Origin of the sequence: Stenotrophomonas sp. GD04145 (assembly GCF_029835135.1) — a bacterium.
Taxonomy (GTDB): Bacteria; Pseudomonadota; Gammaproteobacteria; order Xanthomonadales; family Xanthomonadaceae; genus Stenotrophomonas; species Stenotrophomonas maltophilia_P.
Genome location: NZ_JAODZG010000019.1, coordinates 14240 through 28777, shown reverse-complemented (window position 1 = coordinate 28777; position 14538 = coordinate 14240). Strand labels below are relative to the sequence as shown.

General features: G+C 65.7%; 11 protein-coding genes and 6 tRNA genes. 7 read left to right on the top strand and 10 right to left on the bottom strand.

The genetic code is table 11. The features are described 5' to 3' along the window. Nucleotide 1: 1 nt before the first annotated feature. Nucleotides 2-418, top strand: a complete 417-nt coding sequence (locus N7367_RS11395; protein ID WP_065182734.1) for a GNAT family N-acetyltransferase — start codon at nucleotides 2-4, stop codon at nucleotides 416-418. Between the two features lie 38 nt (nucleotides 419-456). Here the strand turns inward: N7367_RS11395 and N7367_RS11390 are convergent. The 7 genes from N7367_RS11390 to N7367_RS11360 form a co-directional block, all read right to left on the bottom strand. Then, nucleotides 457-532 (bottom strand) — tRNA-Glu (locus N7367_RS11390). A gap of 48 nt (nucleotides 533-580) precedes the next feature. Beyond that, nucleotides 581-656: transfer RNA gene (locus tag N7367_RS11385), tRNA-Ala, on the bottom strand. Nucleotides 657-698: 42 nt separating this feature from the next. Then, nucleotides 699-774, bottom strand: a tRNA-Glu gene (locus N7367_RS11380). Nucleotides 775-823: 49 nt separating this feature from the next. Next, a tRNA-Ala gene (locus N7367_RS11375) sits at nucleotides 824-899 on the bottom strand. A gap of 180 nt (nucleotides 900-1079) precedes the next feature. Further along, a tRNA-Glu gene (locus tag N7367_RS11370) sits at nucleotides 1080-1155 on the bottom strand. A gap of 54 nt (nucleotides 1156-1209) precedes the next feature. Continuing rightward, nucleotides 1210-1285: transfer RNA gene (locus N7367_RS11365), tRNA-Ala, on the bottom strand. Between the two features lie 110 nt (nucleotides 1286-1395). Further along, nucleotides 1396-1794 (bottom strand): heavy metal-responsive transcriptional regulator, encoded by a 399-nt coding sequence (locus N7367_RS11360; RefSeq protein WP_279942413.1) that lies wholly within the window; start codon nucleotides 1792-1794, stop codon nucleotides 1396-1398. Between the two features lie 181 nt (nucleotides 1795-1975). Here N7367_RS11360 and N7367_RS11355 point away from each other — a divergent pair, with 181 nt between their 5' ends. From N7367_RS11355 to N7367_RS11330, 6 genes are all read left to right on the top strand, one after another. Continuing rightward, nucleotides 1976-3049 carry a helix-turn-helix domain-containing protein gene (locus N7367_RS11355; RefSeq protein ID WP_065182735.1) on the top strand — a complete coding sequence of 358 codons (1074 nt, stop codon included), beginning with the start codon at nucleotides 1976-1978 and terminating at the stop codon, nucleotides 3047-3049. A gap of 83 nt (nucleotides 3050-3132) precedes the next feature. Further along, nucleotides 3133-3936 carry a TlpA disulfide reductase family protein gene (locus N7367_RS11350; RefSeq protein ID WP_128990824.1) on the top strand — a complete coding sequence of 268 codons (804 nt, stop codon included), beginning with the start codon at nucleotides 3133-3135 and terminating at the stop codon, nucleotides 3934-3936. A gap of 30 nt (nucleotides 3937-3966) precedes the next feature. Next, nucleotides 3967-4809: a thiol:disulfide interchange protein DsbG gene (gene dsbG / locus N7367_RS11345; protein WP_279942412.1), complete on the top strand. Its 843-nt coding sequence runs from the start codon at nucleotides 3967-3969 to the stop codon at nucleotides 4807-4809. Nucleotides 4810-5268: 459 nt separating this feature from the next. Next, nucleotides 5269-6699, top strand: coding sequence for a DcaP family trimeric outer membrane transporter (locus tag N7367_RS11340; RefSeq protein ID WP_279942411.1), 1431 nt, complete (start codon nucleotides 5269-5271; stop codon nucleotides 6697-6699). A gap of 77 nt (nucleotides 6700-6776) precedes the next feature. Then, nucleotides 6777-8129 (top strand): arginine/agmatine antiporter, encoded by a 1353-nt coding sequence (gene adiC / locus N7367_RS11335; protein WP_053517667.1) that lies wholly within the window; start codon nucleotides 6777-6779, stop codon nucleotides 8127-8129. 20 nt (nucleotides 8130-8149) lie between these two features. Next, the gene (locus tag N7367_RS11330) at nucleotides 8150-10438 is read left to right on the top strand and encodes an Orn/Lys/Arg decarboxylase N-terminal domain-containing protein (RefSeq protein ID WP_065175308.1); all 2289 of its coding nucleotides are present in this window, start codon (nucleotides 8150-8152) and stop codon (nucleotides 10436-10438) included. Nucleotides 10439-10570: 132 nt separating this feature from the next. Here N7367_RS11330 and N7367_RS11325 read toward each other — a convergent pair whose 3' ends face one another. Genes N7367_RS11325 through N7367_RS11315 form a run of 3 tightly spaced genes read right to left on the bottom strand, consistent with a single transcriptional unit; the run spans nucleotide 10571 to nucleotide 14535 of the window. Next, a complete protein-coding gene (locus tag N7367_RS11325) occupies nucleotides 10571-11284 on the bottom strand; it encodes an energy transducer TonB (protein ID WP_065182738.1) in 714 nt (237 codons plus the stop codon). Then, nucleotides 11277-12053, bottom strand: a complete 777-nt coding sequence (locus N7367_RS11320) for a ChaN family lipoprotein (RefSeq protein WP_279942410.1) — start codon at nucleotides 12051-12053, stop codon at nucleotides 11277-11279. Before N7367_RS11320 ends, N7367_RS11325 begins: the two co-directional genes overlap by 8 nt. Nucleotides 12054-12063: 10 nt before the next feature. Beyond that, nucleotides 12064-14535 carry a TonB-dependent receptor gene (locus tag N7367_RS11315; protein ID WP_279942409.1) on the bottom strand — a complete coding sequence of 824 codons (2472 nt, stop codon included), beginning with the start codon at nucleotides 14533-14535 and terminating at the stop codon, nucleotides 12064-12066. Between the last annotated feature and the right edge of the window lie 3 nt (nucleotides 14536-14538).

Here is a 14538-nt window from a genome sequence, read left to right as displayed (position 1 = left end):
CATGAACGATCCTGCCCATTGCCATTTCCGTGAAGGCGTGCCCACGGTCGAGGCCTATTGCCAGCTCCGGGCGCTGGCCGGGCTCAGCGCCAAGACCGCCGAAGCGGCTGCACGTGCGCTGCCCAATACCCTGTTCGGTGTCTGCGCCTATCAGGGCAGTGAGCTGGTGGCGATGGGCCGGATCGTCGGCGATGGCGGCTGCCACCTGCAGGTCTGCGATATCGCCGTGCTGCCGCCGTTGCAGGGGCAGGGACTGGGCAAGGAGGTGATGCGGCGTCTGGACGAATGGATGCAGGCCAACCTTCCGCCTTCGGCCTATGTGAGCCTGCTCGCCGATGGCGAGGCACATCGGTTGTATGCGCAGTACGGATTCGCGCCGACGGCGCCAGCCTCGATCGGAATGTATCGACGCTTCTGAAAAGAAAAACCCCGGCCGAAGCCGGGGTTTTCAGAAATTGGCGTCCCCACGGGGATTCGAACCCCGGTCGCCACCGTGAAAGGGTGATGTCCTAGGCCTCTAGACGATGGGGACGCACGAAAACTTCAAGTTGTAGAACCTTCGACGGCCTGATGTCGAAAGTGGTGGAGCCAAGCGGGATCGAACCGCTGACCTCCTGCATGCCATGCAGGCGCTCTCCCAGCTGAGCTATGGCCCCATGAAACCAGGATGCCTGCCGGGAGCAGGGTCCTTTTGAAACTGGCGTCCCCACGGGGATTCGAACCCCGGTCGCCACCGTGAAAGGGTGATGTCCTAGGCCTCTAGACGATGGGGACGCACGAAAAACCTCAAGTTGTAGAACTTTCGACGGCCTAATGTCGAAAGTGGTGGAGCCAAGCGGGATCGAACCGCTGACCTCCTGCATGCCATGCAGGCGCTCTCCCAGCTGAGCTATGGCCCCGTGTTACCGAGCCGCCTATCATACCTGCGTGTTCACGTTTGTGGAAGCCTTTTGAGCTTTTTTCGTTCCGGCGCCCCGCATACGATCCGGGAGACCACCGTGACGCCACAACCTGAATGCCGGTTGGCGGTGAACAAAAAAGACCCGGTTATCGGCCGGGTCCTCGTTGTTCGTGATGAGTGGCGTCCCCACGGGGATTCGAACCCCGGTCGCCACCGTGAAAGGGTGATGTCCTAGGCCTCTAGACGATGGGGACGCAATTCTCATCAATGTTCTTTAGCGACCTTTCGACGGCCTAATGCCGAAAGATTGGTGGAGCCAAGCGGGATCGAACCGCTGACCTCCTGCATGCCATGCAGGCGCTCTCCCAGCTGAGCTATGGCCCCACGTCGCTGAGGAGCGAAATAATAGCGATGCCCCCTGGGGTTGGCAAGCATTTGTTGCACTTTTCTTCACGTCCGCGGCCGGGTGCGCCATCGTTCCGCCGGGTGCCTGGTCACTCGCCGTCTTCGGTCAGCGCCGCCAGGATCGGGCAGTGCACCAGCGCACCGTGGCCAGGGCAGGCCTCGACCAGTTGCGACAGTGCCGCATGCATGCGCTGCAGTTCGTTCATGCGCTGCTCGATGTCGCGCAGGCGCGTCCGTGCGGTGTCACGCACGCTGCCCATCTCGTGCTGGTGCTGGTCGCTCAGTGCGAGCAGTTCAGCGATCTCCTCCAGGCTGAAACCCAGCGCCTTCGCACGGCGGATGAAACGCAGGCGACGCAGGTCCTGCTCGCCGGAGATGCGGTAGCCACCGGCCGAACGTGCCGCGGTGGGCAACAGCTGCTGGCGCTCGTAGTAGCGGACCGTATCGATCGGGACGCCGGCCCGGCGCGCCAGCTGACCAATGTTCATGGCGGAATTTCTCGGGTTTCCGGCCGCCATTCTGAACCCTTGAGTCTGGTCCAGGGTCAATGCGATGTGTGAGATACGCATCCAGTGCACTTTGCAACTTTCTTCATAGCCTCGCCGATGGAGCACTTTCTACCCTGCACCTGAACCGGTCATTCGCTGGCCAGAACCGAGGAGGTGCACCGTGGAGGGAATCAGGAGCGAGGGGTTCGTTGAAGTGGGGGTGGTCGAGTACCCCGGTGGCGACCCGTCGGCAGCATCGGTACTGGCTGAAATGGCACATGTGGCCAACCGCGTGGCGCAGCAGCAGCGGCGCCCGTTCAAGCGGGTGCTGGTGACCCGCTGGATCGTGCCGGCCAGCCGCAGCGGGGTACATCGCATCGCGGGCGCGGACATGCTGGACGCGGCCATTCCCGCGGTGATCGCGGTTCCGGGCCAGGTCAGTTCGACGGCCTCTCTTCGTACCGATGAAATCCTGCTCGACTGGCTCCGTGCGCACTACGACGGCGGCAGTCTGCTGGCGGCCGCGGCGGATGGGGTGAGCGTATTGGCCCGGGCCGGCCTGCTGGCGGGCCGGACCGTGTCGGGTCCGGATCTCAGCCGCCATCCCGGACTGGTGGCGCAGGCTGTCAGCTGGGTACCCAGCGAACGCGCACTGGTGGACGATGGTGATCTGCTGACCGTCGCAGGTGTGCAGGCATGGCGCTTTCTCGGCCTGCGACTGCTGCACCGGCTGTTCGGTCAAGGCGTGGCCAGCGCGGTGGCCACGCAGCTCGCGATCACCGTTCCGGAACCGATCCAGCAGGATCTGGAGCGCTTCAGCGCCAACTTCGCCCATGGGGACCGCGACGTGCTGAAGGCCCAGCGCTGGCTGCACACCACGGCGGCGCGCGGCGCCACGCTTGCTTCGATCTGCGAAGTGGCCGGGCTGGAGCCGCGCACTCTGCAGCGCCGCTTCCTCAGAGCGACCGGGCTGCGTCCGATCGAATACTGCCAGCGACTGCGGGTGGCCAAGGCGCAGACATTGCTGCAGCAGGGGGCGGGTATCGATGAGGTGGCCTGGGGGGTCGGCTATGCCGATCAGAGTGCGTTCCGGCGTCTGTTCCTGCGCATCGTCGGCATGACGCCGGCGAACTATCGACGTCACGTCAGCAACAAGCGCCGCGAACGCCCGCTGCTGCCCTCCGTGGCAGGGAGCCTGCGCGGATTGGCGCCGGCGCCGACGCCGGGCATTCAGATGGGGCGCAGCGCGGCTTGACGATTGACGGTCGGTCGTCGCGCTTGCATCGCAGGCGCGACGCTTCGACCATGCGGTCAGTCGATCGTTGAGTGGGTGGAATGATGTCCAGCGTTGGGCCGGTGCCGATGCCGGTCGTTCTGATTCTGATCTGTGTACTGATTGCGATGACGATCGCCCGGCTCTGGCCCGGTCGCCGTGCGCAGGGACCGCAGCCTTCGGCGGCCGGCATGGTGCTGGATATGCTGCTGGTGGGGCTGCTGTGTGGCCGCATCAGCTTCGTCGCCGTCAATGCGGCGCTGTATCGCGACTCGCCATGGAGCGTTCTGCAGATCACCGATGGCGGATACCACCTGGTCGTCGTGCTGATGGCTGCGTTGGCGTGGGGATTGTGGCGGCTGCGTGGACATCCCGCGCTGCGCCGGCCGGTACTGGCAGCAGCGCTGGCAGGTACGCTGCTGTGGGGCGCAGCCACTCACGGCGTGTCCGGGTGGCAGGCGCGGCATATGCCGCTGCCCAGGCTGGAGGTGATGGACCTGCAGGGCCGTGTCATCGATCTGCAGCAGTTCCGCGGGAAACCCGTGGTCGTGAATCTATGGGCAACGTGGTGTGGTCCGTGCCGACGTGAAATGCCCGTGCTGGCAGCCGCGCAGGACGCACATGACGATGTGCGGTTCGTGTTCCTCAATCAGGGAGAAAGTCTGGACGAGGTCCAGGGTTTCATTGCCGGCGAACGCCTGCAGCTGCGCAACGTGCTGCTGGATGACGATGCTGCCGCATCTGCGGCGCTCGGGGTGCAGGCGTATCCTTCCACCCTGTTCTTCGATGCTGACGGACGCCTGCAGGAGCTGCATCTGGGTGAACTGACCATGGCAGGGCTTGAACACAAACTGCGCCGGCTGCGGTAGCCTGCGCTGGCATCCCACTATGGAGTTCCCATGTCGTTGATTTCCCTGCGCACCGTTCCTGCGGTGCTGTTGCTGCCGGCCCTGCTGGCCTTGGCCGCCTGCAGCCAGGCGCAGACGCCACCGGGCAAGGCAGGAGCTGCGCCGGCAGCCGGTGCGCCGGCCTCCGCTGCCAAGGGGGATCGCCCGGCGGTCCTGAAGGGCATCGAGAAGCATGGTTTCGAGGTCGTCGCCGAGTTCGACGCACCGGGTGGGCTGCGCGGCTTTGCCGGCGTGGTCGGTGGCCAGCAGCCTGCCGCCGCTTACGTGACCGCGGACGGCAAGCATGTGGTGGTAGGCAGTCTGTTCGATGCCGAGGGTAACGATGTCGCCGCTGATGCAGTGGAAAAGCTGGTGGCCGCGCCGATGTCGGCCAAGATGTGGAGCAAGCTGGAAGCCAGTGCGTGGGTGCGGGATGGCAAGGCCGACGCACCGCGCGTGGTCTACACGTTCAGTGATGCCAACTGCCCGTACTGCCACAAGTTCTGGGAGGCGGCACGCCCATGGGTGGATGCCGGCAAGGTGCAGCTGCGTCATGTGATGGTCGGTGTGATCCGCGAGGACAGCCCGGCCAAGGCGGCCGCGATTCTGGCCGCACGCGACCCCAGCGCGGCGCTGCTGGAGAATGAGCGCCAGTTCGACCGCGGTGGCATCAAACCGCTGCCGAACATCAGCCGCGAGATCGCGGGGAAGCTGGATGCCAACCAGGTCCTGATGATCGAGATGGGCTTCCAGGGTACGCCGGGCATCCTGTTCCAGGATGCGCAGGGCCAGGTGCAGCGTCGCTCCGGTCTTCCACAGGGTGCCGATCTGCAGACGGTGCTGGGTCCACGCTGAAAAGCGATCCTGCATGCAGGGTGTCATCGACAGGCCCGTACGGAAACGTGCGGGCCTGCTGCGTTTGCATGGCCACGACGACGTGAACGGCTGCGCAGTGCTTGTTCGCCGTCACGTCTGAATCGTGACTGAGATCAAGCATCGTGCCTTGATTCCAATCAAGGCCAAAAACGACGTGCGCACTAGCCTGTGACGCATGAAATACAGCGATATCGCTTCTGCAATGCTGCGCACGCAGGGCTCTACCCAGAACAGGCCTGCATGGCAATTCACGACACTCTCACTCTGCGCTTGCTACCCAGACCGCTCCGGTCGCTGCCTCATCGGCGGTGCGAACCTGCCGGCGGCCATCTGTCGTAAACGCAGTATCCGTATTTCCAGCAACGGCGGAGCGAAGCCAGGACGGCGCACGCGTGCGGTCCGGCATCGCGTGGCGAGTGTTCGTGCACGGGGGATGCAATGCGCATGGCAGTACTGAGTCTTGCCTGCCTGGCCGCGCTGGCCGCTGCGCCGCTGCAGGCGCAGGCGGTTGCCGACGACGACGCGCAGGCGCTGCGCCGTGAGATTGCGGCGATGCGACAGGCCCTGGAAGGCATGCAGCAACGCCTGGACCAGCTCGAGCGGCATGATGCGGGCGTCGTGCCTGCTGCTACGCCTACGCCCGTGTCCCCAGCTCCGGCGACGACGGCCGCCACATTGCAGCCCACCCGCGTGCCCGGCGTGGCGCAACCGGTGCTGCCGGCGCGCGAATCAGTGGCGGACCCGTCGACGGCCGCCTCGCGTCCAGACAACGCTGCCAGCCCCACCGACGCGGATCTGAAAGGCTTCTTCGCCATCCCCGGAACCGACACGGTCATCCGCATCGGCGGCTATGCCAAGCTCGATGCCATCGCCGACTCGCGCCGGGCGGGGGACGAGGACCAGTTCATCCCTTCATCGATGCCGGTAGGGGACAGCCATCGTGATGTTTCCAACTTCAACATCCACGCCAAGCAGACGCGGTTCAGCTTCGAGGCGCGCCGGCCGACCACGCACGGCAACCTGCGCTTCTATCTGGAGAATGATTTCTTCGGCAGCAGCGATGGATACCAGTTCCGCCTGCGCCACGCCTATGGGCAGCTTGGCAATACCTATGCCGGTTATGGCTACTCCAGCTTCATGGATGCCGACAGCCTGCCCGATACGCTGGATTTCGCGGGCCCGGGAGGTGCTGGCTACCTGCTGGTGGCCGGTATCCACCACAGCTTCGCGCTGGGCAGGGGCGGCACGCTGACGATCGCCGCCGAAGACCCGGAGACGGAACTGGCCGGGGCCAGCGAGACGCTGGCGGCGGTGAACCGGCTGCCGGATGTCACGGTAACCGCGCGCATGGAGCGCGATTGGGGCCACCTGCAGCTGGGTGCGGTGGCCCGCAGTCTGGCCTATGACGGCCAGGACCAGCGCGACCGGCGCATCGCCGGTGGCCTGCAGTTCAGCGGTTCTGCTTCCGTGGGCACGCGCGACCTGCTGCTGTTCGGTGTGCTGGGCGGCCGCGGCCTGAGCCGCTACACCGCTGATCTGACCGGCTCCGGCCTGGATGCCGTGGTGGACGCGGACGGTCGTCTGGATGCACTGGATCTGCACGGCGGCTTCGTCGGTTACACCCATTACTGGTCCGATCTGTGGCGCTCGAATCTGATTTTCGGACAGCTCACGCTGGAGCGGAACGCCGCTCTTGCCAGTGACGCGTTCCGGCAAAGCCGTTACGGCGTCTTCAACCTGATCTGGAGCCCCGCGCCCTCGTGGACGATGGGCATGGAGCTGCTTTACGGCCGCCTGCAGCAGCAGGACGGTGCACGCGGCGACACAGTAAGAGTGCAGGGCAGCCTGCAGTACAACTTCATCAAGTAGGCGCCAGCGGCAGCACGCCAGCGCAGCCAACCCCCATGCCCGGCGCAACCGGGCTGATGCCGGTACAGGAGATTGTCATGGCAGAAGCAAAGAAGATCGGTGTGGTGGGAGCCACCTTCCTCGTCGCGGGCAACATGATGGGCTCAGGCGTATTCCTGTTGCCCTCCAGCCTGGCCAAGATCGGTACCGCCTCGATCTGGGGCTGGCTGATCACCACGGCGGGTGCGCTGCTGTTGGCGTTCGTGTTCGCCAAACTGGGCAAGCTGGCCCCGAAGGCCGGCGGCCCCTATGCCTATGCGCGCGACTGGTTCGGCCCCTACATGGGCTTCCAGACCAATACCATCTACTGGTTCGCCAACTGGATCGGCAATGTCGCCATCCCGATCGCGGCGGTGGGTTACTTCAGCTACTTCTTCCCGATCCTGTCCGAGCCGCTGGTGCGCTGCATCGCGGTCCTGGTGCTGGTGTGGGCGCTGAGTTTCGCCAATGTGATCGGTCCGGCCTTCGTCAGCCGCGTGCAGACCGTCACCACCAGCTTCGCGCTGGTGCCGATCCTGGGCATCGCCATCTTCGGCTGGTTCTTCTTCGATGCCGACATCTTCAAAGGGGCCTACAACGTCTCCGGTGAATCCAACTTCGGTGCGATCTCCAGTGCAGCCGCACTGACGCTGTGGGCGTTCATCGGCGTGGAGTCAGCGTCGGTGACCGCCGGCGTGGTCGAGAACCCGGAGAAGAATGTCGCGCGCGCTACGCTGGCCGGTGTGTTCCTTGCGGCCATCGCCTACATCGCCAGTTCGTCGGTGATCATGGGCATGGTCCCCAACGGTGAACTGCAGACTTCGGACGCGCCGTTCGCCTTGGCGGCGGCCAAGGCCGTGGGGGGTTGGGGCGGTGCGCTGGTCAGCCTGTGCGCGTTCATCGGTGCGGCCGGCTCGCTCGGTGGCTGGATCCTGCTGACCGCACAGAGCGCGAAGGCCGCATCGGATGATGGCCTGTTCCCGAGCATCTTCAGCAAAACCAACAAGGATGACGTGCCGGTCAAGGGCGTGCTGATCGTGGCGGTGCTGATGACGCTGGCCGTGCTGGTCACTTCCACCTCGGAAACGGCATCCGCGCAGTTCGATGTGATCACCTCGGCCGCGGTGGTGCTGACCCTGCTGCCCTACATCTATTCCTGCGTGGCCTGCTACTTCGTGGTCGAACGCTCGCACACCCTGGTGCATACCGGCGCGTTCTGGACCTTGACCAGCCTCACCGTCGTGTACTGCCTGTGGGCGATCTATGGCTCGTCGGGAACGATCGTGCAGTACGCCTTCCTGTTCGTCCTGTTCATCACCGTGTTCTATCCCTTCTTCAGCGAGGAGCGCCGCCAGCAGCGGCAGCGTGCCCGCGAGGCGGCGGCGATTTCTGCCGGCGCGCAGCATTCCTGATTCGGACAAGGAGAAACAACGTGTATTTCAAGTCATTGGACTATCCGGTCATAGTCATCGACGGTGATTACGACTCACCACGCATCGGCGGCATCCTGATCCGCGCTCTGGTGGAAGAGCTGCGCAGCAACGACCAGCGCGTGCTGTGCGGGTTGAACCTGGATGATGCCCGCGCAGGAGCACGCACCTATGTTGCGGCGTCGGCCGTGCTGATATCGATCGATGGAAGCGAGGAAGTCGATGGCGAGTTCCAGCGCCTGACCGCGTTCCTGCGCGAGCAGAGTGCGCGCCGCGCGAACCTGCCGGTCTTCCTGTATGGCGAGCGCCGTACCATCGAGAAGGTACCGAGCAAGCTGCTCAAGTACATCCACGGCTTCATCTTCCTGTTCGAGGACACCAAGAACTTCATCTCCCGGCAGGTGATGCGGGCCGCTGAAGACTACATGCAGCACCTGCTGCCGCCGTTCTTCAAGGCACTGATCCATCATGCCGCCGAGTCGAACTACTCCTGGCATACGCCCGGCCACGCCGGTGGCGTGGCCTTCACCAAATCGCCGGTTGGCCGTGCATTCCACCAGTTCTATGGCGAGAACACGCTGCGCAGCGATCTGTCGATCTCGGTGCCGGAGCTGGGATCGCTGCTGGACCACACCGGGCCGATCAAGGACGCCGAGAACGAAGCGGCCCGCAACTTCGGCGCCGACCATACGTTCTTCGTGACCAATGGCACCTCCACGGCCAACAAGATCGTATGGCACGGCACGGTGGCGCGGGGCGATGTGGTGTTCGTCGACCGCAACTGCCACAAGTCGCTCCTGCATGCGCTGATCATGACGGGCGCGGTACCCGTGTACTTCACGCCCAGCCGCAACGCGCACGGCATCATCGGCCCGATCAGCCTGGACCAGTTCACTCCGGAATCGCTGCAGCAGCGCATCGCCGCGAACCCGCTGGCGAGCAAGGCATACACGGCGGGCTCCAAGCCGCGTATCGCAGTGGTCACCAACTCCACCTACGATGGCCTGTGCTACAACGCCGAGAAGATCGCCGACGAGATCGGCAGTGCGGTGGACTTTCTGCACTTCGATGAAGCCTGGTATGCCTACGCCGCATTCCATCCTTTCTACGAGAACCACTACGGCATGGCCAAGGGCAAGCCGCGCGAGCAGGATGCGATCATCTTCACCACGCACTCCACCCATAAGCTGCTTGCCGCGTTCTCGCAGGCCTCGATGATCCATGTGCGCAACTCGGCACAGCGCAATCTGGATGCCGAGCGTTTCAACGAATCGTTCATGATGCACACCTCCACCAGCCCGCACTACGGCGTGATCGCTGCCTGTGATGTCGCGTCGAAGATGATGGAAGGCGAGGCCGGTCGCTCGCTGGTGCAGGAGATGCACGACGAGGCGATCGCATTCCGGCGCGCCATGCTGCATGTGCGCGACGATCTCGGCCGTGATGATTGGTGGTTCAGCGTGTGGCAGCCGACCAAGGTCGAGCGCAGCCTTGACAAGGGCGACACGCCGGCGCCGATGGTGGCCAAGCGGGAGGAGTGGTACCTGCAGCCGGATGGGCACTGGCATGGTTTCGAGAATCTGGTGGACGACTATGTGCTGATCGATCCCATCAAGGTGACCCTGCTGACCCCCGGCCTGTCGATGGATGGCGGAATGGGCCGGCTGGGCATTCCAGCGGCGGTGCTGAGCAAGTTCCTGTGGGGTCGTGGCATCACTGTGGAGAAGACCAACCTCTACTCGGTGCTGTTCCTGTTCTCGATGGGGATCACCAAGGGCAAGTGGAGCACGCTGGTCACCGAGCTGATGGCGTTCAAGGAGCTGTATGACCGCAACGCCCCCCTGAGCCAGGCGCTGCCGACGCTGGCGGCGGACTATCCCGTTGCCTACGCCGGCTGGGGACTGCGCGACCTCTGCGATGCGCTGCACGCCTTCAACCAGGAGTTCGCAGTGGCCCGGGTGATGCGCGAGATGTACGTGGACCTGCCGACGCCGGTGATGACCCCGGCCGATGCCTACAACCATCTGGTGAAGGGGGAAATCGAACGGGTGGACATCGAACAGCTCAGTGGCCGCATCGCGGCGACCATGCTGGTGCCGTACCCGCCCGGCATTCCCACCATCATGCCGGGCGAGCGCTTCGGTGCCAGCGATGAGCCCATCATCGAGTCGCTGCGCATCGCACGCGAGCAGAATGCGCGCTTCCCGGGCTTCGAGTCGGACGTGCACGGACTGATCATCGAGCACGACGGCGAGACCGTTTCGTACAAGGTGGAAGTGCTGAAGGCCTGAGCCGTTCCCTGGTCCTCCGCACGCAACGCGGTGCGGAGGACTGCCAAGGAGGGGGCCCGGTGCACCGTCGCGTTGATCCGGTTGCCGCATCTGGCAGTGGTTGGCCGAGATCGAAGCGGAGGCGCGGACCGTCTAGCGCAGGTAGTACTCCACGGGTACCACCAGTTCCTGCGGCGCCTTCATTTCGTCGGGAATGCGTGGCAGCGGCTGTGCGCGGCGGAAGGTCTGCAGCGCCGCGTCATCGAGCAGGGACTGGCCGCTGGACTGCTCCAGGCGCAGCGCCAGAAGGCGTCCGTCGCGGTCGATGCTGGCGCGGACCCAGCTGGTGCCCTGCTGGCGCCGCGATCTAGCGCTGGAGGGGTAGTAGCGGTATCGCTCCAGTCGTGCCATCAGCCGCGCTTCCCACTGGTCGCTCGCAGCGCCGGCCTGGACGTCCGCGGGTGGGGCGTCTGGAGCAGGCGGCGCGGCCGAGATCGATGCCGGTGCAGGACGGGCATCGGCCGTGGGCGCAGGTGGGGCGACCCGCGTGGGTTGCCGGCCGGCGCCGGCGATCTCGCTGGCGGCCAGTTCGCCTTCACGCGCGTGGGTCGGCGCGGGTGGCGGCGGCGATTTCCGTGGCTGCGCGGCGCGCGCCTGTTGCGCCTGGCTGGGCTGTTCGGCCTGGCGTTCCTCCACAGGCTGTGGCGGTGCAGCCGGCGCAAGCAGGCGCAGGCTGATGCGCACATCCTGCTCTGGCGGCGGCAGCGTAGGCGGGGCTGCCACCCAGTGCACGAGCAGCAGCAGCGGCAGCAGGTGGATACCAACGGTGATCGCCATTGCCTGCCAGTGTTGCCTGCGTTCACTCATCTGCGATCACCCACAGCAGGTCGGCGTCGCTGGCGTCGATGGCTTCTTCTGCCGATGCCAGAGCGACCACCAGCGCAGGCGTGGATGCGGGCAGATAGCCCGGTACGCCGGTGCCGCGCAGCACATGCCAGCGGCCGGCAACCAGCAGCGCGGGTGTCTGTGCGGCCGCCAGTACCTGCGCCATACGCGAATCGCGGGCCTGCTGAACGGCCAGCATGCCTTCCAGCAGCGGTGCGGCGTCGGCGTGCTGGGCCAGCACTACGTTCGACAGGCGGTGGCGTGCGCCAGGCACGGGGAAGCGCGCCGGTGCCGACGAAGCGAGCAGCGCGTCGACCTCCGCACGCGAGAGGTTGCCACCGTGCAGGGCGATGCCTGCAGCGGCGGCATCCTGCACCAGTCCGCCATAGGCCGACCACGGCCAACGGGGGTCCCAGCCCAGCAGTTCCTGCAGGTGTTGCCCGTCGGCACGGTTGCCCTTGTCCAGCCAGCGCTGCACGCGCTGCAGGCGGGGCTGGCGTTCACTGCCGATCATCTCCAGGACCAGCGCACCCTGTGGTCGCTGCTGGTGCAGGGCCTGCAACAGCCAGCGTTCGGCGGCATGGTCGGCGGCGACGTCATGGCGTTCCCCCAGCAACAGGTGCCGGGCGGCGGCGACGCGCTGCACGAACGCCGCTTCCTGCAACGGCCGGCCGCTGGCCAGGTCGATCACCGTGCCGGGCATCGACTGGGTCTGCCCGGTCGCCAGCACGGCAAGCAGGCACAGCGGCAACCAGCGTCGGCTAGAACGCCACGTTGACGCCCATCGAGACGGTGCGGCCGCGGCCGTTGCCGCGGTCCAGGATCGGGCTGAAGATGCTGTCGATCGAGGCATTGTTGTCATAGGCTTTGTTTTGCAGGTTTTCGATGTTCAGCCATACGGTGGTGCTGGCCTGTGGCTTGAAGCTGGCGTAGAAGTCCAGCAGCACACCCGTGCCGCGGGTCTTGCGGGTCTGGAAGAAGTCGTAGCCTTCCTCAGTGGGGCCGGAGTATTCGGCGCGCACGCCGGCCTGCACGCGCTGCTGCCACCAGCGACCGCCGACGTCCAGCGTCCAGTAGCGGTCGGGAAGCGCGGTGATGTCTTCCAGGTTGACGAACTCGATGGTGGGTGCGCTGGTGTGTGATCGTGTCCAGCTCAGCGTCGCGTGATAGTGCTCGCTGGCGTAGTGGGCCTCCAGCTCGATGCCACGCATGCGCACCACGCCCGGGTCGTTCATCCAGCGGGTGGTGACGCTGAAGTCGTCCACATCCAGCGCATCGGTCCAGGCCGAAAGCTGCGGGTCGCTGTCGATCGGTACCACGACGGGCTCGATTTCCGGTGGATGCACGATCAGCAGGTACTGCGGCTTGATGTAGTCGCGAATGCGGTTGTCGAAGCGGGTTACCCGCAACTGGGCCAGGTCGCCGTCGCGCAGCAGCGAGTCGGTGCTGAGATTGGCGCCGAACTGCAGGTTGCGCGAGCGTTCGCGGCGCAGGAATGGATTGGCGCCTACGCCATCGGCATCGCTCATGCCTTCCAGCGGAATCTTCTCGAAGAACATCTCCTGCACGCGTGGCGGCCGCGACGTCCGCGAGGCCTCGGCGTACAGCTGCAGCCAGTCGGTCGCCTGCAACGAAACCGAGAGGCTGGGACTGAGTGCATGTTGGCGGCGGTGGATGTCGATGCCCCCGCCGTTGATCCGGGTGCACTGTCCCGGCACATCCGAACAGGTCGGGATGTGCCCGCGGATGCCGTAGCGATCCTGGCGCAGTCCGGTGGTCAGTGCGTAGATGCCGTACTGCAGTTCGAGCGTACTGAACACGCTGTCCAGCTGGCTGCGCCCCTGCGGGTTGGCGCCGCGCAGGGTGGGCGTATCAGCAACGAAAATGTCCGACTGGTGCTTGAGGCCGGTGTTCCAGCGTGCCTGCAGCGAGCCGATCTCGAAGCGGCTGGTGTTGTCGATGTTCCAGCTGCTCAGGCTGCTGTGGGTACGCCGGCCGATGTAGCTGGACACTTCCACCGGCGGATAGAACAGCCGCGTCTTGTTGGCGGCGAAGCTGGCGCGCAGGTCGATCCAGGGTGTGTAGGGCGTGTAGTGATAGCTGGCGCGCTGGTTGCGTGCCGAAATCTGCCACGGGTAGTTGTGATAGAAGTCGTTCTCGTAGCGCATGTGGCTCAGGTCCAGCCGGTGCAGCTCACTGGGTTGCAGGCGGGCCTTGAGCAGCCAGCTTCTGGGGTGCTGGCTGCCCGGGTCGGCGCTGTTCTTCTGCCCGTTGGCGGTCGCGTACTCGCTGCTGCGGCTGCTGCTGGCCGCCGCAAGCAGGCCGAACTGGCGGTCACCGCCTTCCTCGCTGTGGCGCCAGGCGCCGGCGAAGGTGCGGCCACTGCCATAGCCGTTGTCGCCGTGCCGGTAGCCGGCGCGCAGGCCCCAGTCGCGGCTCTCACCCAGCAGGTCATCGATATCCAGCGTGCGGAAGTTGGCGGTACCGGCCAGGGTGCCAGCGCCATCGCCGCCAGCGACGGCACCGCGCTGCACATCCACCCCGGCCAGCAGGAATGGATCGACATAGGCGAACGGGCCCCCGGAGCCGTGCCCGGCGTTGTTGCGGAAGGTCTGGGTGACACCGTCGATCATCGTGTTGACGCGGCCGGCGCCGGTCATGCCACGGATGTTGACCTGGAGGCCGGGCTGGCTGCGCGAGTGGAAGCTGTGCGTGCCGGGCATCGAGCGCAGCAGGCTGTTGCCCTCCTGGCGTTCGGCCATCGCCACGCGTTCACTGCCAACGGCTGGCGCGAAGCCATCGCGGGTGGCGGGGACGTACTGGCTGGCGCCGGTGCCGGGCGCATGGCCCTGTGCAGGAGTGCCCTGCACGCGCAACGGACCGGTGCGGCGGCTGCCATCGCTGGACTCGGCAGGCGCCGGCTCGAGGGTGGCACGCCGTGCATCGATGAAGCGGGGCCGCAGGCCGGTGCCGGCCAACAATTGTGACAGCGCCTGCCTGTCGTCGAAGTTGCCGCGCAGGGCGGGCGCCATCTGGCGCTGGGGCAGCGCGCCACCGATCACCAGATCGATGCCGGTGAGCCGGCTGTAGGCATCCAGTGCGCCGGCCAGCGGCTGTGCAGGCAGGTCGTAGTGGCGGGTTGCGGTCTGTGCCTGGGCATGGCCGGACAGGAATGGAACCGGGCTGGCGCAGGCCAGCGACAAGGCCAGGACAAGGGGGCGGTGGGACAGCATCGA